General features: G+C 48.3%; 37 protein-coding genes (1 of these 37 cut by a window edge). All 37 read left to right on the top strand.

Annotated features, from left to right (window positions below):
* The first annotated feature begins 277 nt into the window (after window positions 1-277).
* Window positions 278-586, top strand: coding sequence for a 30S ribosomal protein S10 (gene rpsJ, locus AC13H5_RS14745; protein WP_012727678.1), 309 nt, complete (start codon window positions 278-280; stop codon window positions 584-586).
* A 61-nt stretch (window positions 587-647) separates the two neighbouring features.
* A complete protein-coding gene (gene rplC / locus AC13H5_RS14740) occupies window positions 648-1,274 on the top strand; it encodes a 50S ribosomal protein L3 (RefSeq protein ID WP_034781707.1) in 627 nt (208 codons plus the stop codon).
* A gap of 28 nt (window positions 1,275-1,302) precedes the next feature.
* Window positions 1,303-1,926, top strand: a complete 624-nt coding sequence (rplD, locus tag AC13H5_RS14735) for a 50S ribosomal protein L4 (protein WP_034781706.1) — start codon at window positions 1,303-1,305, stop codon at window positions 1,924-1,926.
* Window positions 1,926-2,207 carry a 50S ribosomal protein L23 gene (gene rplW / locus AC13H5_RS14730; protein ID WP_034781704.1) on the top strand — a complete coding sequence of 94 codons (282 nt, stop codon included), beginning with the start codon at window positions 1,926-1,928 and terminating at the stop codon, window positions 2,205-2,207. Before rplD ends, rplW begins: the two co-directional genes overlap by 1 nt.
* 34 nt (window positions 2,208-2,241) lie before the next feature.
* Window positions 2,242-3,072, top strand: coding sequence for a 50S ribosomal protein L2 (rplB, locus tag AC13H5_RS14725; RefSeq protein WP_034781701.1), 831 nt, complete (start codon window positions 2,242-2,244; stop codon window positions 3,070-3,072).
* A gap of 66 nt (window positions 3,073-3,138) precedes the next feature.
* Entirely contained in the window at window positions 3,139-3,414 is a 276-nt protein-coding gene (gene rpsS, locus AC13H5_RS14720; protein ID WP_012727673.1) for a 30S ribosomal protein S19, read from the top strand.
* A 20-nt stretch (window positions 3,415-3,434) separates the two neighbouring features.
* Window positions 3,435-3,767: a 50S ribosomal protein L22 gene (gene rplV / locus AC13H5_RS14715; RefSeq protein WP_034781699.1), complete on the top strand. Its 333-nt coding sequence runs from the start codon at window positions 3,435-3,437 to the stop codon at window positions 3,765-3,767.
* Between the two features lie 13 nt (window positions 3,768-3,780).
* Complete coding sequence (rpsC, locus tag AC13H5_RS14710; protein ID WP_034781696.1) at window positions 3,781-4,440, top strand: 30S ribosomal protein S3; 660 nt, start codon at window positions 3,781-3,783, stop codon at window positions 4,438-4,440.
* 32 nt (window positions 4,441-4,472) lie between these two features.
* Window positions 4,473-4,910, top strand: a complete 438-nt coding sequence (gene rplP, locus AC13H5_RS14705) for a 50S ribosomal protein L16 (protein ID WP_016508922.1) — start codon at window positions 4,473-4,475, stop codon at window positions 4,908-4,910.
* Window positions 4,897-5,100: a 50S ribosomal protein L29 gene (gene rpmC, locus AC13H5_RS14700; RefSeq protein ID WP_012727669.1), complete on the top strand. Its 204-nt coding sequence runs from the start codon at window positions 4,897-4,899 to the stop codon at window positions 5,098-5,100. The genes rplP and rpmC overlap by 14 nt, the downstream gene beginning before the upstream one ends.
* A 33-nt stretch (window positions 5,101-5,133) precedes the next feature.
* The gene (gene rpsQ / locus AC13H5_RS14695; protein ID WP_021066611.1) at window positions 5,134-5,394 is read left to right on the top strand and encodes a 30S ribosomal protein S17; all 261 of its coding nucleotides are present in this window, start codon (window positions 5,134-5,136) and stop codon (window positions 5,392-5,394) included.
* A gap of 43 nt (window positions 5,395-5,437) precedes the next feature.
* A complete protein-coding gene (gene rplN / locus AC13H5_RS14690) occupies window positions 5,438-5,806 on the top strand; it encodes a 50S ribosomal protein L14 (protein ID WP_012727667.1) in 369 nt (122 codons plus the stop codon).
* Between the two features lie 37 nt (window positions 5,807-5,843).
* Complete coding sequence (gene rplX, locus AC13H5_RS14685; protein WP_021066612.1) at window positions 5,844-6,152, top strand: 50S ribosomal protein L24; 309 nt, start codon at window positions 5,844-5,846, stop codon at window positions 6,150-6,152.
* A 32-nt stretch (window positions 6,153-6,184) separates the two neighbouring features.
* On the top strand, window positions 6,185-6,724 hold the full coding sequence (rplE, locus tag AC13H5_RS14680) for a 50S ribosomal protein L5 (protein WP_016508927.1): 540 nt from the start codon (window positions 6,185-6,187) through the stop codon (window positions 6,722-6,724).
* Window positions 6,725-6,744: 20 nt separating this feature from the next.
* Complete coding sequence (gene rpsN / locus AC13H5_RS14675) at window positions 6,745-7,014, top strand: 30S ribosomal protein S14 (RefSeq protein WP_034781694.1); 270 nt, start codon at window positions 6,745-6,747, stop codon at window positions 7,012-7,014.
* Between the two features lie 31 nt (window positions 7,015-7,045).
* Window positions 7,046-7,444 (top strand): 30S ribosomal protein S8, encoded by a 399-nt coding sequence (gene rpsH, locus AC13H5_RS14670; protein ID WP_021066614.1) that lies wholly within the window; start codon window positions 7,046-7,048, stop codon window positions 7,442-7,444.
* 33 nt (window positions 7,445-7,477) lie between these two features.
* Window positions 7,478-8,017 carry a 50S ribosomal protein L6 gene (gene rplF / locus AC13H5_RS14665; RefSeq protein WP_034781691.1) on the top strand — a complete coding sequence of 180 codons (540 nt, stop codon included), beginning with the start codon at window positions 7,478-7,480 and terminating at the stop codon, window positions 8,015-8,017.
* A gap of 34 nt (window positions 8,018-8,051) precedes the next feature.
* A complete protein-coding gene (rplR, locus tag AC13H5_RS14660) occupies window positions 8,052-8,414 on the top strand; it encodes a 50S ribosomal protein L18 (RefSeq protein ID WP_012727661.1) in 363 nt (120 codons plus the stop codon).
* Between the two features lie 20 nt (window positions 8,415-8,434).
* Window positions 8,435-8,935, top strand: coding sequence for a 30S ribosomal protein S5 (gene rpsE / locus AC13H5_RS14655; RefSeq protein ID WP_021066616.1), 501 nt, complete (start codon window positions 8,435-8,437; stop codon window positions 8,933-8,935).
* 15 nt (window positions 8,936-8,950) lie between these two features.
* Window positions 8,951-9,136 (top strand): 50S ribosomal protein L30, encoded by a 186-nt coding sequence (gene rpmD, locus AC13H5_RS14650; RefSeq protein ID WP_021066617.1) that lies wholly within the window; start codon window positions 8,951-8,953, stop codon window positions 9,134-9,136.
* A 31-nt stretch (window positions 9,137-9,167) separates the two neighbouring features.
* A complete protein-coding gene (gene rplO, locus AC13H5_RS14645; protein WP_021066618.1) occupies window positions 9,168-9,608 on the top strand; it encodes a 50S ribosomal protein L15 in 441 nt (146 codons plus the stop codon).
* Entirely contained in the window at window positions 9,608-10,897 is a 1,290-nt protein-coding gene (gene secY / locus AC13H5_RS14640) for a preprotein translocase subunit SecY (protein WP_034781688.1), read from the top strand. Before rplO ends, secY begins: the two co-directional genes overlap by 1 nt.
* Before the next feature lie 78 nt (window positions 10,898-10,975).
* Window positions 10,976-11,626, top strand: coding sequence for an adenylate kinase (locus AC13H5_RS14635; RefSeq protein WP_029594431.1), 651 nt, complete (start codon window positions 10,976-10,978; stop codon window positions 11,624-11,626).
* The gene (gene map, locus AC13H5_RS14630) at window positions 11,623-12,381 is read left to right on the top strand and encodes a type I methionyl aminopeptidase (protein WP_034781687.1); all 759 of its coding nucleotides are present in this window, start codon (window positions 11,623-11,625) and stop codon (window positions 12,379-12,381) included. Before AC13H5_RS14635 ends, map begins: the two co-directional genes overlap by 4 nt.
* A gap of 105 nt (window positions 12,382-12,486) precedes the next feature.
* On the top strand, window positions 12,487-12,705 hold the full coding sequence (gene infA, locus AC13H5_RS14625; protein WP_021066622.1) for a translation initiation factor IF-1: 219 nt from the start codon (window positions 12,487-12,489) through the stop codon (window positions 12,703-12,705).
* A 30-nt stretch (window positions 12,706-12,735) separates the two neighbouring features.
* On the top strand, window positions 12,736-12,849 hold the full coding sequence (gene rpmJ / locus AC13H5_RS14620; RefSeq protein WP_003156543.1) for a 50S ribosomal protein L36: 114 nt from the start codon (window positions 12,736-12,738) through the stop codon (window positions 12,847-12,849).
* Between the two features lie 19 nt (window positions 12,850-12,868).
* A complete protein-coding gene (gene rpsM / locus AC13H5_RS14615) occupies window positions 12,869-13,234 on the top strand; it encodes a 30S ribosomal protein S13 (protein WP_024372197.1) in 366 nt (121 codons plus the stop codon).
* 16 nt (window positions 13,235-13,250) lie between these two features.
* Entirely contained in the window at window positions 13,251-13,646 is a 396-nt protein-coding gene (gene rpsK / locus AC13H5_RS14610; protein WP_021066624.1) for a 30S ribosomal protein S11, read from the top strand.
* Between the two features lie 92 nt (window positions 13,647-13,738).
* Window positions 13,739-14,683 carry a DNA-directed RNA polymerase subunit alpha gene (locus AC13H5_RS14605; RefSeq protein WP_021066625.1) on the top strand — a complete coding sequence of 315 codons (945 nt, stop codon included), beginning with the start codon at window positions 13,739-13,741 and terminating at the stop codon, window positions 14,681-14,683.
* Between the two features lie 24 nt (window positions 14,684-14,707).
* A complete protein-coding gene (rplQ, locus tag AC13H5_RS14600; RefSeq protein ID WP_012727650.1) occupies window positions 14,708-15,061 on the top strand; it encodes a 50S ribosomal protein L17 in 354 nt (117 codons plus the stop codon).
* A gap of 69 nt (window positions 15,062-15,130) precedes the next feature.
* Entirely contained in the window at window positions 15,131-15,967 is an 837-nt protein-coding gene (locus AC13H5_RS14595) for an energy-coupling factor transporter ATPase (protein WP_483546100.1), read from the top strand.
* Complete coding sequence (locus AC13H5_RS14590; RefSeq protein WP_034781683.1) at window positions 15,943-16,821, top strand: energy-coupling factor transporter ATPase; 879 nt, start codon at window positions 15,943-15,945, stop codon at window positions 16,819-16,821. Before AC13H5_RS14595 ends, AC13H5_RS14590 begins: the two co-directional genes overlap by 25 nt.
* Window positions 16,818-17,609, top strand: a complete 792-nt coding sequence (locus tag AC13H5_RS14585; protein WP_034781681.1) for an energy-coupling factor transporter transmembrane component T family protein — start codon at window positions 16,818-16,820, stop codon at window positions 17,607-17,609. The genes AC13H5_RS14590 and AC13H5_RS14585 overlap by 4 nt, the downstream gene beginning before the upstream one ends.
* Window positions 17,606-18,346, top strand: a complete 741-nt coding sequence (truA, locus tag AC13H5_RS14580; RefSeq protein WP_034781678.1) for a tRNA pseudouridine(38-40) synthase TruA — start codon at window positions 17,606-17,608, stop codon at window positions 18,344-18,346. Before AC13H5_RS14585 ends, truA begins: the two co-directional genes overlap by 4 nt.
* A gap of 154 nt (window positions 18,347-18,500) precedes the next feature.
* Window positions 18,501-18,938, top strand: a complete 438-nt coding sequence (gene rplM, locus AC13H5_RS14575; RefSeq protein ID WP_034781675.1) for a 50S ribosomal protein L13 — start codon at window positions 18,501-18,503, stop codon at window positions 18,936-18,938.
* A 25-nt stretch (window positions 18,939-18,963) separates the two neighbouring features.
* The gene (gene rpsI, locus AC13H5_RS14570; RefSeq protein WP_021066631.1) at window positions 18,964-19,356 is read left to right on the top strand and encodes a 30S ribosomal protein S9; all 393 of its coding nucleotides are present in this window, start codon (window positions 18,964-18,966) and stop codon (window positions 19,354-19,356) included.
* 142 nt (window positions 19,357-19,498) lie between these two features.
* Window positions 19,499-20,135 carry the 5' portion of an Mrp/NBP35 family ATP-binding protein gene (locus AC13H5_RS14565; protein WP_021066632.1) on the top strand. The gene runs 395 nt beyond the window's last position, so the window shows 637 of its 1,032 coding nt (coding positions 1-637); the start codon lies at window positions 19,499-19,501; its stop codon lies off the right edge, out of view.

The raw sequence follows: 20,135 nt of genomic DNA, 5'->3' as shown, positions 1-20,135 counted from the left end.
ACTCATCAGACATCCGGCGCAATTTAAAAATCAAATCTTGCATTTCATATGTAGATTCGATATAATGATTAAGTGTTTGTGCGAGTGGTGAGAGACTTTACAGCAGAAATCGGGTCCAATCGTTGATTTGCAATGATCGGATACCTCTGCTGACACAAGCACGCTGCGATGAAGCGGGAGGTTATGACACGCCAGGCAGCTTTGCCATGGCCGGTGTGGAAATTTCCGCGGAGAACTGTCTATTTTTAAAAATAGGCGACAAAGGAGGGAAACTTACATGGCAAATGAAAAAATCCGTATTCGTTTAAAAGCATACGACCATCGCGTACTCGATCAATCAGCTGAGAAAATCGTTGATACTGCGAAGCGTTCAGGTGCAAAGGTTTCGGGACCAATCCCGCTTCCAACTGAAAAATCGATCTACACGATCCTTCGTGCGGTTCACAAGTACAAAGATGCTCGTGAGCAGTTCGAGATGCGTACACACAAACGCTTGATCGACATCGTTAACCCAACACCAAAAACGGTTGATGCGCTTATGCGCCTCGAATTACCATCAGGTGTTGACATCGAAATCAAACTTTAATTCTTCATATAGTAGATACTAGCCAGAAGAGACAATAATTATTAAACAGGAGGTGTATCTCATGGCTAAAGGAATCTTAGGAACAAAACTTGGTATGACTCAAATCTTCAACGAAGCAGGCGAAGTCGTACCGGTAACAGTAGTTGCTGTCGAAGGAAACGTTGTGCTTCAACTTAAAACAGTTGAAACAGACGGTTACGAAGCAGTTCAACTCGGTTTCGGCGACATCAAAGAATCACGTCAAAACAAACCGGCAAAAGGTCACGCTGCGAAAGCAAACGCGACACCTAAGCGCTTCATGAAAGAGATTCGTACTTCAGTAGAAGGATACGAAATCGGTCAAGAGATCAAGGCGGACATTTTCGCTGCAGGTGAATTAGTAGACGTAACAGGTACATCGAAAGGTAAAGGATTCCAAGGTGCGATCAAGCGTCACGGACAATCACGTGGACCAATGGCTCACGGTTCGCGCTACCACCGTCGTCCTGGTTCGATGGGTCCTGTAGCTCCTAACCGCGTATTTAAAGGGAAGCTTCTTCCTGGTCAAATGGGTGGCGAGCGTAAAACGATTCAAAACCTTGAAGTTGTCAAAGTTGACGCGGAACGCGGCCTTGTACTCGTTAAAGGCGCAATCCCAGGCGCTCGCAAGTCGAACGTCATCATCAAAACAGCGGTAAAAGGTAACTAATTAACTGCACGGAAAGGAGGAATTACGAATGCCTAAAGTAGCTTTGCTTAACCAAACAGGTTCACAAGTTGGCGAGATCGAATTGGCAGAAGCCATTTTCGGTATCGAGCCTAACGACTCAGTACTTTACGACGCGATCGTCATGCAACAAGCATCACGCCGTCAAGGTACTCACGATACGAAAGGTCGCTCGGAAGTACGCGGTGGCGGCCGTAAACCATGGAAACAAAAGGGAACTGGTCGTGCGCGCCAAGGTTCTATCCGCTCACCACAATGGGTTGGTGGTGGTACAGTCTTCGGTCCAACACCACGTTCATACTCTTACAAGCTTCCTAAAAAAGTTCGTCGTTTAGCACTTCTCTCGGCGCTTTCGTCGAAAGTGAAAAACAACGAAATGATCGTCCTCGAAGGCCTTGCTTTCGATGCACCAAAAACAAAAGACATGGCTGCTGTTTTGAACAGCTTGTCAGTAGAACGTAAGGCTCTTGTAGTCACAGCGGACTACAATGAGACTATCGCTCTCGCAGCTCGTAACATCCCAGGAGTGACTGTGATCGAGGCAGCAGGCGTTAACGTTCTTGACCTCGTTGCTAACGACAAAGTCATCTTCACTAAAGATGCGGTTGCGAAGGTAGAGGAGGTGCTTGCATAATGGCTCAAGCATACGATATCATCAAACGTCCTATCATCACTGAGCGTTCTGTTAGCCTCATGGAAGCTAACAAATACGTTTTCGAGATCGACGTTAAAGCGACTAAATCGCAAGTGAAGTACGCTATCGAAACAATCTTCAATGTGAAAGTTGCTTCGGTAAACACAATGAACATGAAACCGAAAGCGAAACGTGTCGGTCGTCACTCTGGTTACACAGCTCGTCGTAAAAAAGCGATCGTAACCCTTGCTGAAGGCAACACAATCGACTTCCTCGGTTAATTTACTACCTTAGAAGAAAAGGAGGGAATCCTCGATGGCAATTAAAAAGTTTAAGCCGACCACTAACGGTCGCCGTAACATGACATCTCTCGACTTTGCAGAGATCACAACGAACCGTCCTGAAAAATCGTTAACTGAAAAGCTTTCGAAAAAAGGCGGTCGTAACAACCAAGGTCGTTTGACTGTACGTCACCAAGGTGGCGGGCACAAACGCAAATACCGTATCATCGATTTCAAACGTAACAAAGATGGCATCGTCGGACGCGTTGCTACGATCGAATACGATCCAAACCGTTCAGCGAACATCGCCCTCATCAACTATGCAGATGGTGAGAAACGTTACATCCTCGCTCCTAAGGGCATCAAAGTAGGCATGGAAATCATGTCTGGTCCTGAGGCGGATATCAAAGTGGGGAACGCTCTTCCACTCGTGAACATCCCTGTCGGTACTACTATCCACAACATCGAGCTTAAGCCTGGTAAGGGCGGTCAGCTTGTTCGTGCGGCTGGTGCATCGGCACAAATCCAAGGACGTGACGGCAAGTACGTCATCGTTCGTCTTCAATCAGGTGAATCACGCTTGTTCCTCGGCACTTGCCGCGCGACAGTCGGTTCAGTTGGTAACGAAGAACACGAACTCGTAAACATCGGTAAAGCAGGACGTTCACGTTGGTTAGGCAAACGCCCAACAGTACGTGGTTCTGTAATGAACCCGGTTGATCACCCACACGGTGGTGGTGAAGGTCGTGCGCCAATCGGTCGTTCGGGCCCACTTACTCCTTGGGGTAAACCAGCTCTTGGTCTTAAAACTCGTAAGAAAAACAAATCGAGCGACATGTACATTCTTCGTCGTCGCAAGAAATAATTACTACATGATTCTCGGGCGGTTCGAAAGAGCCGTTCCCGAATCATTCCAAAGGGAGGTTCTATCATGGGTCGCAGCTTGAAAAAAGGTCCATTCGCAGATCACCATTTGCTCGCTAAAGTTGACAAACTCAACGAATCTGGTGAGAAGCAAGTCATCAAAACTTGGTCACGTCGCTCGACAATCTTCCCAGAATTCATGGGTCACACGTTCGGTGTACACGATGGTCGTAAACACGTACCAGTATTCGTGACAGAAGACATGGTCGGTCACAAACTTGGTGAATTCGCTCCAACACGCACGTACAAAGGTCACGGATCAGACAAGAAAACGAAACGGTAATTTGAGGGGAGGTCAAATCCATGCAAGCTAAAGCATCAGCTAATATGGTCCGTCTTGCTCCTCGCAAAGCACGTCTCGTTGTAGACTTAATTCGCGGGAAACAAGTCGGCGAAGCGCTCTCTGTCCTTGCTCACACGAACAAGGCAGCGTCGCCAATCGTTGAAAAAGTATTGAAGTCAGCGATTGCAAACGCAGAGCACAACTACGATATGAATATTGAGAACCTTGTGGTGTCGGAAATCTACGTCAACGAAGGTCCAACACTCAAACGCTTCCGCCCACGTGCGATGGGTCGCGCAAGCCGTATTAACAAACGCACAAGCCACATCCACATCGTGGTAACTGAGAAATAAGGAGGGATATGTAGTGGGTCAAAAGGTAAATCCGCACGGTCTTCGCGTTGGTATTATCAAAGACTGGGATTCGCGTTGGTACGCTGAGAAAGACTACGCAGATCTCCTTCATGAAGACTTCGTTATTCGTGAATACATCGAAAACAAAATGAAGGATGCTAGTATTTCTAAAGTAGAAATCGAACGCGCTGCAAATCGCGTGAACATTTCGCTTCACACTGCGAAACCAGGTATGGTTATCGGTAAGGGTGGTTCGGAAATCGAGTCACTCCGCAAAAACATCATCAAGCTTGCTGAAGGCAAACGTGTTCACATCAACGTTGTTGAAGTGAAAAACGCGGACGCTGTCGCTAAACTTGTTGCTGAAAACATCGCTCGTCAATTGGAAGGCCGTGTGTCATTCCGTCGTGCAATGAAACAATCAATCCAACGTTCGATGCGCACTGGCATCAAAGGGATCAAAACAGAAGTTTCTGGTCGTCTTGGTGGCGCTGATATCGCTCGTTCAGAGAAGTACTCGGAAGGAACAGTTCCACTTCACACACTCCGTGCCGATATCGATTACGGAACAGCTGAAGCTGACACAACTTATGGTAAAATCGGAATTAAAGTCTGGTTGTACCATGGTGAAGTTCTTCCAACAAAAAACAACACAGCTAAAAACGCTGAATAATAAACACTCTTTCAGGAAGGAGGCAACACACTATGTTGTTACCTAAACGCGTGAAATATCGTCGTGTACACCGTGGTAAAATGCGCGGAAATGCAAAACGCGGCACAACAGTACATTTCGGTGAATTCGGTCTCCAATCGCTCGAAGCGAGCTGGATCACAAACCGTCAAATCGAATCAGCACGTATCGCAATGACACGTTATATGAAACGTGGTGGTAAAGTGTGGATCAAGATCTTCCCACACAAACCATACACGAAAAAGCCTCTCGAAGTCCGAATGGGTTCGGGTAAAGGTGCTCCAGAAGGCTGGGTAGCTGTAGTTAAGCCTGGCAAAGTAATGTTCGAAATCGCGGGTGTATCTGAGGAAGTTGCACGTGAGGCACTTCGTCTTGCAGCGCACAAACTTCCAGTGAAATGTAAGTTCGTGAAACGTGAAGAAAATGGTGGTGATACGAATGAAAGCAACTGATCTCCGTCAATCAACAACTGAAGAGCTCAACGGTAAAGTAGGCGAGTGGAAAGAAGAACTCTTTAACCTTCGTTTCCAATTAGCTACAGGTCAGCTTGAGAATCCTGCTCGTATCCGTGAAGTACGCAAGTCGATTGCGCGTGCTAAAACGATTCTTCGTGAACGCGAACTCGGCATCAACAACGGCTAATCTAATCGGATTCTTTAAGAGGAGGTAACACTCATGGAACGCAATAAGCGTAAAGTACTCACTGGACGCGTCGTGTCTGACAAAATGGACAAAACGATCGTCGTTGCAGTTGAAACAAAAGTACGTCATAAGCTTTATGGCAAACGTGTAAACTACACGAAGAAATTTAAAGCGCACGATGAGAACAATGTCGCTAAAATCGGCGATGTCGTCCGCATCGCGGAAACACGTCCGCTTTCTAAAGACAAACGTTTCCGTCTCGTAACAGTAGTAGAAGAATCAGTAATCATCTAATAACAGTTCGGATCTATAAACATCCGGAGGGAGGTACACTCGCATGATTCAACAAGAATCTCGCTTGAAAGTAGCAGACAACTCTGGCGCGCGTGAACTGTTGACAATTAAAGTCCTCGGTGGTTCAGGTCGTAAGACTGCCAACATCGGTGACATCATCGTCGCGACGGTAAAACAAGCAACACCAGGTGGCGTTGTTAAAAAAGGTGACGTTGTCAGAGCAGTTGTCGTTCGTACAAAACGCGGCGCTCGTCGTAAAGATGGTTCGTACATCCGTTTCGATGAGAACGCAGCAGTCATCATCAAAGATGACAAGAGCCCACGCGGCACTCGGATCTTCGGGCCAGTTGCACGTGAACTTCGTGAAAAAGAATTCATGAAGATCGTTTCGTTGGCACCGGAAGTACTTTAATTTCCAATTTCAATCCTATAAGGAGGTGCGCAAAACGATGCATGTTAAAAAAGGCGATACAGTCCAGGTAATGTCTGGTAAAGATAAAGGCAAGCAAGGGGTTATCCTCAAAGCTATGCCAAGCAAGAACCGCGTAGTCGTAGAAGGTATCAACGTGATTAAAAAACACTCGAAACCATCACAAGCGAATCCACAAGGCGGTATCCTTGAAATCGAAGCACCAATTCACGTCTCGAACGTCATGCCACTCGACCCTAAAACGGGCAAACCGACTCGCGTTGGTTTCAAAGTAGTCGATGGTAAAAAAGTTCGTGTCGCGAAATCGGGCGAAGTACTCGATAAATAAGAAGAACGTGACGAAAGGAGGTCCATTCGACTATGAACCGTTTGCAAGAGAAGTATAAAAGCGACATCGTGAAAGCGATGATGGATAAATTCAACTATGACTCAGTCATGCAAGTCCCACAGGTCGACAAGATCGTCATCAACATGGGTGTAGGTGACGCTGTTTCGAACTCGAAGGCTCTTGACATGGCAGTGGAAGAATTATCAATTCTTTCTGGTCAAAAACCACTCGTAACGAAGGCTAAGAAATCAATCGCTGGTTTCAAACTTCGTGAAGGCATGCCAATCGGTGCGAAGGTTACTCTTCGTGGCGAGCGTATGTACGATTTCCTCGACAAATTGGTAACTGTTTCACTTCCACGTGTACGTGACTTCCGCGGTGTATCGAAGAAAGCATTCGACGGACGCGGTAACTACACGCTTGGTGTGAAAGAGCAACTTATTTTCCCTGAGATCGATTACGATAAAGTAACGAAAGTACGCGGTATGGACATCGTTGTTGTTACAACAGCGAACACAGACGAAGAAGCTCGTGAATTGCTCACACTTCTCGGAATGCCATTCCAAAAATAATCTAAAGGGAGGTCGACAACATGGCTAAAAAGTCAATGGTGAATCGCGAACACAAACGCGAGAAACTCGTTGCCCAGTACGCTGAGAAACGTGCACAATTGAAAGCTGAAGGCGACTACATCGGACTCAGCAAATTGCCACGTAACTCTTCACCTGTACGTCTTCATAACCGTTGCCGTATCACAGGTCGTCCACATGGTTACATGGGTAAATTCGGGATCAGCCGTATCAAGTTCCGTGATCTTGCATACAAAGGTCAAATCCCTGGTGTTAAAAAAGCAAGCTGGTAATCCACTAACAGTGTGAAAGGAGGTACATCGCATGGTAATGACAGACCCAATTGCAGATATGCTTACACGTATCCGTAACGCTAACATGGTTCGCCATGAAAAATTAGAGCTTCCAGCTTCTAATATCAAACGTGAGGTTGCAGAGATCCTCAAGCGTGAAGGTTTCATTCGCGATGTTGAATATATCGAGGACGCTAAGCAAGGTACACTTCGTCTGTTCCTTAAATACGGAGCAAGCAACGAACGTGTTATCACTGGTCTCAAACGCATTTCGAAACCAGGTCTTCGTGTATACGCAAAAGCTGATGAAGTACCAAAAGTACTCGGAGGACTCGGTATCGCAGTTCTTTCGACATCAAAAGGTCTTATGACTGATAAAGAAGCTCGCCAACAACAAGTCGGCGGCGAAGTGCTCGCCTACATCTGGTAAGTCACTTTTCTAACAAGAACGGAGGTGTAATCAATGTCACGTATTGGTAAAAAACCAGTTACGATTCCAGCTGGCGTTACTGTCACGGTTGCAGAAGACAACACGGTCACAGTAAAAGGTGCTAAAGGTGAACTTTCGCTTTCAGCTAACCCAGCCTTGGAAATCAAAGTTGAAGAGAACGAATTGAACGTCGTTCGTCCGGATGACTCGAAAGAGAACCGTACGATCCACGGGACGACACGTGCCCTTATCGCCAACATGGTGGAAGGTGTGTCTAACGGATTCCAGAAAACACTTGAGATCTCAGGGGTTGGTTACCGTGCAGCTAAGCAAGGTAACAAACTCGTCCTCAGCCTCGGTTACTCGCACCCAATCGAGTACGTTGCTGAAGAAGGTATCGAGATCGAAGTTCCTTCAAACACGCAAATCGTCGTTAAAGGGATTAACAAAGAGCGCGTCGGTCACGTTGCAGCTCAAATCCGCTCGTACCGTGCTCCAGAACCTTACAAAGGTAAAGGTGTTCGTTACTCTGATGAACGTATTCGCCGTAAAGAAGGTAAGACTGGTAAGTAATTCGTCACGAAATGAACGGAAAGGAGTGGCATAAATGATCACAAAAGCAGACAAAAATGCAGTTCGTAAGAAACGTCATGCTCGTGTACGTCGTACGATCACGGGGACAGCAGCTCGTCCACGTTTGAACGTATTCCGCTCGAGCAAGCACATCTACGTTCAACTCATCGATGATGCAGCACAAACAACGCTTGTGTCAGCATCTTCGAAAGATAAAGCTCTCGATCTTACAAACGGCGGCAACGTTGAAGCAGCGAAAGCTGTTGGTAAACTTGCAGCTGAACGTGCACTCGAGAAAGGTATCGACACTGTTGTGTTCGACCGTGGTGGATACCTCTATCATGGCCGCGTCAAAGCTGTTGCTGAAGCAGCTCGTGAAGCAGGTCTTAAATTCTAACAAAAAGGAGGGGACACTCGATGCGCCAGTTAGACGTTAACATGGAACAACTTGAAGAACGCGTTGTTACCGTAAACCGCGTCGCGAAAGTCGTGAAAGGTGGCCGTCGCTTCCGTTTCGCCGCTCTCGTCGTCGTAGGTGACAAAAATGGTCACGTCGGTTTCGGTACAGGTAAGGCACAAGAGGTGCCAGAAGCGATCCGCAAGGCTATTGAAGCCGCTAAGAAAAACATGGTTCAAGTACCGATGGTCGGTACAACAATTCCACACGAAATCACAGGAGTATTCGGAGCAGGTCGTGTATTCATGAAACCAGCTTCTGAAGGTACTGGGGTTATCGCTGGTGGTCCAGTTCGTGCAGTGCTCGAACTCGCAGGTGTAGGTGACATCCTTTCGAAATCGCTTGGATCTAACACACCAATCAACATCGTCCGCGCGACGGTTAAAGGCTTGACAGAGCTTAAAAAAGCAGAGGAAGTTGCTAAACTACGCGGTAAAAGCGTAGAAGAACTTCTTAAATAAGGGAGGGAATTAGACATGGCGAAACTCGCAATCACCCTCACACGCAGCACTATTGGTCGTCCGGAAGATCAGCGTGTAACAGTACGTACACTTGGTCTTCGTAAAATGCATCAGACTGTCGTTGTCCCTGACAACGTAGCGATGCGCGGTATGATCAAAAAAGTGTCGCACCTTGTGACTGTAAACGAAATCAACGAATAATAAAGATCTTACTAAATAAGGAGGTGCCACTATGAAACTCCATGAATTGAAGCCAACTCCAGGTTCGCGTCACGAACGCAACCGTGTCGGTCGCGGTATGGCGACTGGTAACGGTAAAACTTCTGGCCGTGGACATAAAGGTCAAAAAGCTCGTTCGGGCGGTGGCGTTCGTCCAGGATTCGAAGGTGGGCAAAACCCACTTTACCGTCGTCTTCCAAAACGCGGTTTCAACAACCCTACTCGTAAAGAGTATGCAGTTGTTTCCCTAGACACGCTTAACCGTTTCGAGGCAGGTACTGAAGTTACTCCAGAACTCTTAATTGAGACTGGTGTTGTCAGCTCTGCTAAAGACGGAATCAAAGTACTTGCTAACGGCAAGCTTGAAACAAAATTGACTGTAAAAGCCAACAAATTCTCGGGTGCAGCGAAAGAAGCGATCGAAGCAGCTGGCGGTTCAGTTGAGGTGATCTGATGTTTCAGACGATCTCCAATATGTGGCGCGTGAAAGATATTCGACAGCGTATTCTCTTCACACTCGCAATCATCATCATTTTCCGCATCGGGGCCCATATCCCGGTGCCGATGGTGAATACGGATGTGTTGCGTTTTGACTCAGGTGGTCTTTTAGACTTCTTGAACTTGTTTGGAGGAAATGCTTTACAGAACTTCTCCCTGTTCGCAATGGGGATCATGCCGTACATCACGGCATCGATCGTTGTGCAGCTCTTACAAATGGACGTCGTTCCGAAGTTTGCCGAATGGGCAAAACAAGGCGAGTCTGGGCGTAAAAAGCTAGCGACGGTCACGCGCTATGGGACGATCATGTTAGGGTTTATCCAAGCGACGTCATTGTCGTTCGGGTTTAACCGCCTCTATCCAGGTCTCGTCAACGAGACGTGGGGCACGGCAACCTATTTCGTGATCGCGATCGTGCTGACTGCAGGTACGGCGTTCTTGATGTTCCTTGGTGAGATGACGACGGAGAAAGGTGTTGGGAATGGTATTTCCATCATTATCTTCGCCGGTATCGTCGCTGGGTTCCCAAGAATCTTTACGCAGATTTATGAAACGAAGCTCCAAAATGCTGGAGACGCGTTATTCATTAACATCGTTTACTTGGTTGTGCTATTGCTCGTCATTCTTGCGGTGACCATGGGGATCATTTATGTTCAACAGGCCGCTCGCAAAATTCCGATTCAATACGCAAAACGCACGGCGAACCGTACCCCTGTGGGCGGACAGTCAACGCATTTGCCAATCAAACTAAACGCTGCCGGTGTCATCCCGGTCATCTTCGCGATTTCCTTCATGGTGACACCACCAACTGTTGCAAGCTTCATTGCTTCTCCGGAAACGACGCAGAAGTTGCAGACTTACTTCGATACGACGTCTCCAATCGGAATGTCGATCTACGTAGCGCTCATCATCGCGTTCGCTTACTTCTATACATTCATTCAGGTAAACCCTGAACAGATGGCAGAAAACCTGCAGAAGCAAGGTGGCTATATTCCTGGGATTCGTCCTGGGGCGCAAACAGAACAGTACATCACGAAGTTGCTTTATCGATTGACTTTCTTCGGAGCGATTTTCTTATCGCTCGTAGCGATCATGCCGACAATCTTCATTAAGCTTGCCGGTCTCCCAACTTCGGTGCAAATCGGAGGAACGAGCTTGTTGATCGTTATCGGGGTAGCCCTCGAAACGATGAAACAAATCGAGAGTCAACTCGTAAAACGACACTACAAAGGCTTTATCCGTTAAAGCGGAAGGAAGGGTACACCCTTCCTTCCTGTCGTGTTTACGACGTGTTGTGAAAATCAAAACTGGAGGCTAACTGAGATGAATCTAGTACTCATGGGCTTACCGGGTGCAGGGAAAGGGACTCAAGCGGCTAAAATCGTTGAAGAGTACCAAATCCCACACATTTCGACAGGCGACATGTTTCGTGCGGCAATCAAAGGCGGAACGCCACTCGGCAAAGAAGCAAAATCGTTCATGGATAAAGGCGAACTCGTACCGGATGAGGTAACAATCGGAATCGTACGCGAACGCTTGAGTCAAGATGATACGAAAAACGGCTTCCTGCTCGATGGATTCCCGCGTACTGTTGCTCAAGCAGAGGCACTCGAAAGTTTGCTTAAAGATTTGGGAAAACAGATTGACCATGTCGTGAATATCGATGTGGATGCGGAAATTCTCGTCCCGCGTTTGACAGGTCGTTGGATCTGCCCGACGTGTGGTGCGACATATCACGTGATCTTCAACCCACCTAAAGTGGAAGGCATCTGTGATGTGGATGGGTCGGCTCTCATGCAACGTGAAGACGATAAAGAGGAAACGGTCCGCCGTCGCCTTGACGTCAACATCGAGCAATCGAAACCACTCATTGACTTTTACGCTGAAAAAGGGTATCTTCGTACATTGGATGGAGATCGTCCAATCGATGTCGTATACGCCGATGTCAAAGCGTTACTCGGTGGTACTGAATGATCATCACGAAGACGCCTCGTGAAATAGCGATTATGCGTGAGGCTGGGCAAATTGTTGCTCGAACACACCAGGTGCTCAAAGAGCACATCAAACCAGGTATTACGACGCTTGAGCTCGACCGGATCGCGGAAGAATACATTCGCAGCCAAGGTGCGACACCGTCGTTCAAAGGCTATAACGGGTTTACCGGTAGCGTTTGTGCTTCAGTGAACGAAGAGCTTGTTCATGGGATTCCCGGAAAACGGGTATTGAACGATGGGGATATCATCTCGATCGACATCGGTGCCTACTATAACGGATACCATGGAGATTCCGCTTGGACGTATCCAGTGGGAACAATCTCGGAAGAGACACAGCAGTTACTTGACGTGACTGAAGAAAGTCTGTATAAAGGATTGGAGCACGCTAAGGCTGGACAGCGTTTGACAGACATTTCGCATGCGATTCAAGCGTATGTGGAATCTCATGATTTCTCTGTCGTCCGCGAATACGTCGGTCATGGTGTCGGACAAAATTTGCATGAAGAACCGCAAATTCCGCACTATGGTCCACCGGGGAAAGGGCCGCGCCTGAAGACTGGAATGACGTTAGCCATTGAACCAATGGTCAACGCTGGTCAACGCTATGTTCGGACACTGGCTGACAACTGGACAGTTGTGACAGTGGACGGTAGCATGTGCGCCCACTTTGAGCACACCATCGCCATCACAGACGATGGATACGAGATTTTAACGAAACTCGATTCCGGTGAATGAGGCTCTATTGCTTCGTGCTGATCCGTTACGGATCCTTCTCTCACAGTACAATGCGATAGATCGTCTGTGCTCCTAAATATCTTCATATAGAAAGGGGAATAAATGATGGCGAAACAAGATGTCATTGAAGTGGAAGGCACTGTTGTCGAACCACTTCCAAACGCAATGTTTAAAGTGGAGTTAGAAAACGGCCACACGGTGCTCGCGCACGTCTCAGGGAAAATTCGGATGCACTACATTCGAATCCTTCCAGGTGACCGCGTAACTGTCGAGTTGTCTCCGTACGACTTGACTCGCGGGCGGATTACGTACCGTTACAAGTAACTCCGATTTTTCCAGGAGGAGGGTATAATCATGAAAGTAAGACCGTCGGTAAAACCGATCTGCGAAAAATGTAAAGTTATTCGTCGTAAGGGTAAAGTAATGGTAATTTGCGAAAACCCGAAACACAAACAAAAACAAGGTTAATCTAAGAGGAGGTGCACACATGGCACGTATTGCTGGTGTAGATATTCCACGCGAAAAACGTATCGTTATTTCGCTCACATACATCTTTGGTATTGGTAAAACAAGAGCACAAGAAATTTTGAAGGCTGCAAACGTATCTGAAGATTCACGCACACGTGATCTTACAGAAGACGAAATCAACCGTATCCGTGAAGCAATTGACGGAATTAAAGTTGAAGGTGACCTTCGCCGTGAAGTTTCACTCAACATTAAACGTTTGATCGAGATCGGCGCATATCGCGGTGTTCGTCACCGTCGTAGTCTCCCTGTTCGCGGACAAAACACGAAGAACAACTCGCGTACTCGTAAAGGCCCACGCCGTACAGTAGCGAACAAGAAGAAGTAAAGGAGGGAATTGAACAATGGCGAAACGTAAGCAAAATGTACGTTCAAAACGTAAAGTCAAAAAACATGTTGAAGTCGGTGTGGTACACATCCGCTCTACATTCAACAACACAATCATTACAATCACTGACACGCAAGGTAACGCGATCTCATGGGCTACTTCTGGTAACCTTGGATTTAAAGGATCACGTAAATCGACTCCGTTCGCAGCACAATTGGCTGCTGAAACTGCAGCGAAAGTTGCAATGGACAACGGTATGCGTACAGTAGAAGTTAACGTTAAAGGTCCTGGTGCTGGACGTGAAGCGGCTATCCGTGCCCTCCAAGCTACTGGTCTTGAAGTAACTGCAATCCGTGACGTAACACCAGTTCCGCACAACGGTTGCCGCCCTCCGAAACGTCGCCGCGTATAATCGCTTGTGCGTGTGAAGGGCTTACCTAGCACAAACAGCATATACAATGCAGCTCGCGCTGCATGGCAGGATACACTCAAGGAGGGGTTCAGATGATCGAGATTGAAAAACCAAAGATCGAAACGGTCGAAATCAGCGAGGATGCTACGTTTGGTAAATTCGTGGTGGAACCGCTTGAACGTGGATATGGCACTACTCTCGGCAACTCACTACGTCGAATTCTTTTGTCATCGCTCCCTGGTGCAGCGGTAACAGCGGTTCAAATCGATGGCGTTCTTCATGAGTTCTCTACGATTGACGGAGTCGTCGAAGACGTCACGCAAATCGTATTAAACCTCAAGAAGTTGGCTCTCAAAGTGTACTCGGACGAAGAGAAAACGCTTGAGATTAACGTTTCAAGTGCCGGTGCTGTCACTGCGGCAGACATTACCCATGATAGCGACGTTGAAATCTTGAATCCTGAGCTCCACATCGCGACTCTCGCTGACAACGCGACGCTTCGCATGCGTTTGACTGCTCGCCGTGGTCGTGGTTACGTCCAGGCAGAAGATAACAAACGTGATGATATGCCGATTGGCGTTATTCCAATCGATTCGATCTACACACCGATTCAACGCGTGAACTACGAAGTAGATAAAACACGTGTCGGTCAAGATGCTAGCTTCGATAAGCTTCTATTAGACGTGTGGACAGATGGTTCAATCCGTCCGGAAGAAGCGGTATCGCTCGGGGCGAAAATTTTGACAGAACACTTGAACATCTTTGTTGGCTTGACTGACGAGGCTCTCAATGCAGAAATTATGGTCGAGAAAGAAGAAGACCAAAAAGAAAAAGTACTCGAAATGACGATCGAAGAACTCGATCTCTCAGTTCGTTCGTACAACTGCTTGAAGCGCGCGGGCATCAACACTGTTCAAGAACTCGCAAACAAATCAGAGGAAGAGATGATGAAAGTTCGTAACCTCGGACGTAAATCACTCGAAGAAGTTCAACTCAAGTTGGACGAGCTCGGTTTGGGCTTGCGTAAAGAAGACTAAGTTCAACCGAAGGAGGGAAATGTAATGGCTTATTCGAAACTCGGCCGTACAAGCTCACAACGTAAGGCACTTTTACGTGATCTTGCAACTGACCTTATTATCAACGAGCGCATTCAAACAACTGAACAAAAAGCGAAGGAACTTCGCCCAGTCGTTGAAAAATTGATCACTCTTGGGAAACGTGGCGATCTTCATGCCCGTCGTCAAGTAGCTTCATTCGTTCGTAAAGAGAACGCTGGAGAAAAAGACGCAATCCAAAAATTGTTCGAAGACGTGGCACCACGCTACGCTGAACGTCAAGGTGGATACACACGCATCATGAAAGTCGGCCCACGCCGCGGTGACGGTGCAGAAGTCGTAATCATCGAACTCGTCTAATTCATTAGGCAGTCAACAGGGCATGCGGTGACGTATTGCCCTGTTTCCACATCGGAAAGGAGTCGGCAGATGGAATCTCAAATTATGGTACGCGATATCGTGTTTCGTTACCCGGGACAAATCGAGCCAGCCTTAAACGGGCTGTCACTCGACGTATACAAAGGGGAATGGCTCGCTATCGTTGGCCATAACGGTTCTGGCAAGTCGACTTTGACGAAGTTGTGGAATGGGCTTTTGCTTCCTCAAGAAGGAGAAGTCCGGGTTGAGACACTCGATCCAACGGACGCCACAGACGTGTGGGACGTTCGGAAACGGATCGGTGTCGTCTTCCAAAATCCTGACAACCAGTTTGTCGGGGCGACCGTGCGCGATGATGTGGCATTTTCTCTCGAAAACATGGGACTTCCACGTCAAGAAATGGTTCGTCGAATTGATGACAGTCTAGCGCGCGTTGGATTATCGGAACTAGCGGACCGTGAACCGCATCAGTTATCCGGTGGACAAAAGCAGCGCGTTGCGATTGCTTCGGCACTCGCAATGCGCCCGCATGTCCTCGTGCTCGATGAAGCTACCTCAATGCTCGACCCGATTGGGCGCAAAGAGGTGATTGAAACGGTACAACAGCTCGTCTCAGAAGGGATGACCGTTGTCGCCATTACCCACGAGCTCGACGAAGTGTTGTTTGCCGACCGTATCATTGCATTGTCAAAAGGCAAGATTGCGATGACCGGCACACCCGAAGACGTGTTTCAGAATCCGGAGGCGTTACGAGCTATCCAGCTCGACGTACCGTTTATTGTCCGGATGCAACTCGAACTGAAGGAACGGGGCATACCACTCGATCGTCTGATGCTACAACATTCGGAGTTGGTGAACCATCTATGCCGATTAGCATTGAAGAAGTGACTTACCAATATCAATTGAATACTCCGTTTGAACGAACCGCGCTGCGCGATGTGAATGTAATGATTCCGTCGGGGGCGCTTGTTGCGTTTCTTGGCCATACTGGGTCAGGCAAGTCAACGCTCGTCCAACATATGAACGGACTGCTGCGACCGACAAAAGGGCGTGTCGTCGTCGATGACATCGAAGTCCGTGCGATTACGAAGCGTCGCGACAAAAAGCAAAGCCTGCTACCGCTTCGGCGCCGCGTTGGGCTCGTCTTTCAATATCCGGAGCATCAACTATTTGAAGAGACGGTCGAACGCGACGTCATGTTTGGTCCACGAAACTTTGGGGCGTCTGAAGACGAAGCGAAAGAGCGGGCTCATGCTGCGTTACGCCTCGTCGGCCTGGATGAAACGTTATGGGGCCGTTCCCCGTTCGATCTCTCGGGCGGACAGATGCGTCGCGTCGCCATTGCCGGCGTGCTCGCTAGTCGACCTGATGTTCTCGTCGTAGATGAGCCGACGGCTGGACTCGACCCGCTCGGCCGTCGTGAGATGCTGGCGCTATTCAAACGGCTAAAACAAGAACTCGATTTGACGCTCATTCTCGTTTCGCACGATATGGACGACGTGTTAGCGTACGCAGAACGAGTCGTCGTCATGGAACGGGGCGAGGTCGCCTTTGATGGGAATCCATTTGACTTGTTCAAAGATGAGGCGCTTGTCAAAGGGCTCCAGCTTGAAATCCCACATGTGCTTCGTTTCGCGAGTGAGCTTGCCCCTGCGTTCGGTGTCGCGACACCGGCCTTACGGACCGAAGGCGAATTGGCGGACTGGATCGCGCTCGAATTGAGAAAGGGGAGAGCGACATGATCATCGGACAGTACATTCCCGGACATTCATGGCTCCATACACTTGATGCGCGAGCCAAGACGTTGTTCATCCTCGGCTTCATTCCAATCGTCTTTTTGGCTGATAACTTATGGACGAACGTGTTCTTGCTCGGCTTTACCTTGTTCGCCGTGAGACTGTCTCAATTGTCATGGCGGTATTTATGGAATGGATTGAAGATGATTTTATTCCTCATCATTTTTACACTGTTGTTGCAACTGTTCTTTAACCGGGACGGGACGGAGTTGATTGCATTCGGTCCGTTCGCGATTTATTCGGAAGGCGTCCGGATGGGCTTGATCGTCTCGCTCCGCTTCTTCTATCTCGTCATGTTGACGACACTCGTCACACTGACGACAACACCGATGGAACTGACCGATTCGATTGAAGCAGGGCTCCGCCCCCTCGAACGATTCCGAGTGCCTGCCCATGAGATCGCCCTCATGCTGTCGATCTCGCTCCGGTTCCTTCCGACCTTGGCCGACGAGACCGATCGTATCATGAAGGCTCAGCAGGCGCGAGGCGTCGATTTGAAGAGCGGTCCGCTCAAGGATCGCTTGAAGGCAGTCGTCCCGCTTATGATCCCATTGTTTGTGTCGGCGTTTAAACGTGCTGAGGACCTCGCTACGGCAATGGAGGCCCGCGGGTACCGTGGGGGTGAAGGACGGACGCGCTTGCGTGAGATGACGTGGCACCGTCGTGACACGGTGTTACTCATCATCTTCGTGGTCATCACACTCATCTTGATTGGATTGCGAGGGATAGGATGAAGCGAATTAAATTGACGATTGCGTATGATGGAACGAACTATGCCGGTTATCAGGTCCAACCGAACGGAAATACGGTTCAAGCCGAAGTGGAGGGTGTGCTGGCGCGGATGCATAGTCAGACCGTCAAAGTAGTGGCCTCGGGTCGTACGGACGCCCGTGTGCATGCTCGGGGGCAAGTGCTACACTTCGATACGCACCTCGCTATGCCAGCCGACCGGTTCGTCAAAGCGCTGAATGCAATGTTGCCCGATGATATTCTTGTCCGGTCCGCCGAAGAGGTCGATACGTCGTTTCACGCGCGTTACGGGGCAAAACGGAAAGAGTATCGCTATTTCTTCCGAAGCGACGCGGACCCGTTCCGGCGCCACCATGCTGTAACGGTCACGTACACGCTCGACCATGAGCGGATCCGACAGGCGCTACGCATGCTCGTCGGGACTCACGACTTCACCTCCTTTTCAGTGACGAAGGCTGAGGTAGAGGATCGTGTCCGCACAATCTATGAAGCGGAGCTCGTCGAAGCGGGCGATGAGATGTATATTCGTTTCGTCGGCTCGGGCTTTCTTTATAACCAAGTCCGTATTATGGTAGGGACGTTGTTAGAGGTCGGGCGTGGGAAATATGAGCCGGCAGACGTGAGCCGGATGCTCGCCTCAAAAGACCGGCGTAGCGCTGGGATTACAGCCCCACCGCACGGTCTATACTTGTGGAATGTGAATTATGAAAAAGTAGATTGACATTCCCCCTATAAAATCGTATTATATTCATTGGCATTTCATTTTCACATTGAGAGATGAACCACAATCTTAGCCCCGTAAACTAGGATTATGATAAAGCATCAAACAAGCACTAAAAAAATTAAGCAAACAGACATTTTAGGAGGTATTCCACATGCGCACGACATTCATGGCAAAAGCATCTGAAGTAGAACGCAAATGGCTCCTTATCGACGCAGAAGGCAAAACACTTGGTCGTTTGACTAGTGAAGTAGCATCACTTCTTCGCGGTAAGCACAAGCCGACTTTCACACCAAACGTTGATTGCGGAGACCACGTCATCATCATCAACGCTGAGAAAATCCACTTGACTGGTAACAAAATGAACGACAAGATTTACTACCGTCATTCAGGTCATCCAGGCGGTTTGAAATCACAAACTGCAAAAGAGCTTCTCGCAAAACGCCCAGAGCGTATGCTTGAACTCGCAATCAAAGGGATGCTTCCAAAAGGATCACTTGGTCGTCAATCATTCACTAAACTCCACGTTTACGCTGGAGCTGAGCACAACCACGCAGCACAAAAACCAGAAGTTTACGAACTTCGCGGTTAATCGGGACACAGGGAGGAACTAAACGATGGCAGATGTACGTTACTACGGAACAGGCCGCCGCAAACACTCGGTGGCTCGCGTTCACCTCGTTGCAGGTGACGGCAAAGTTGTTGTAAATGGCCGTGATATTTCAGAATACTTCGGACATGAGACTTTGATCATGATGGCAAAATCACCACTCGTATTGACTGAAACAGAAGGTAAATACGATGTAATCGTTAACGTTAACGGTGGTGGATTCACTGGACAAGCTGGAGCAATTCGCCACGGCGTATCGCGTGCGCTTCTTCAAGCGGACCCAGAATTCCGTCCAAGCCTCAAAGAAAAAGGCTTCTTGACTCGTGACGCTCGCATGAAAGAACGTAAAAAATACGGTCTTAAAGCTGCACGTCGCGCACCACAATTCTCGAAGCGTTAATCTTCGAACAATTTGGTTCAAACTCTCTGCCCATCGGGGTAGAGAGTTTTTTTGTTGCTCATGAAATTGTTGGTTTCCATTCCCTCAAGAAAACGCTTTTTTTGATATACTGTTAGCGAGACAGAAATTAGGGGGAAACCACATGCTTACAGTAGAACAAGTTCGTGAAGAATTGGCGGGGTTGATCGATCCAACAATCAACCGTACGCTTGGAGATACAGCTGGCGTGAAGGATATTCGCATTAAAGAAGATTATGTCAGTGTAAAAGTGGCACTCGGTCAAACCGGGAGCGGCGAGCAACTCCAACTTCAACAAGAGATTGTCACGTTGCTGAAAGGAAAAGGATTCAAGACGGTCGGTCTTCGCTTCGAGGCGCTCAATGACGAAAGTTTGAAAGAAGCGACGAAGCCTGCTATTCTCCGTGAAAATGCTGGCACGACATTCATTGCGATTGCTTCGGGCAAAGGTGGCGTCGGGAAATCGACAGTCTCGGTCAACTTGGCAGTCGCGCTAGCGCGGGCAGGGAAGAAGGTCGGATTGATTGATGCGGATATTTACGGCTTCAGTGTACCTGACATGCTCGGGATTGAAGAGCGGCCGGTCGTCCGTGGCGAGAAAATCATTCCTGTCGAGCGTTTCGGCGTGAAAGTGATTTCGATGGGCTTCTTTGTAGAAGATAACGCTCCAGTCATCTGGCGTGGACCAATGCTCGGGAAGATGCTTAATAACTTCTTCAACGATGTTGAGTGGGGCGACCTAGACTACTTGCTCCTCGATT

This window comes from Exiguobacterium sp. FD-YE-25-4 (genome assembly GCF_057004685.1).
This window is presented reverse-complemented; position numbering and strand designations above follow the sequence as displayed.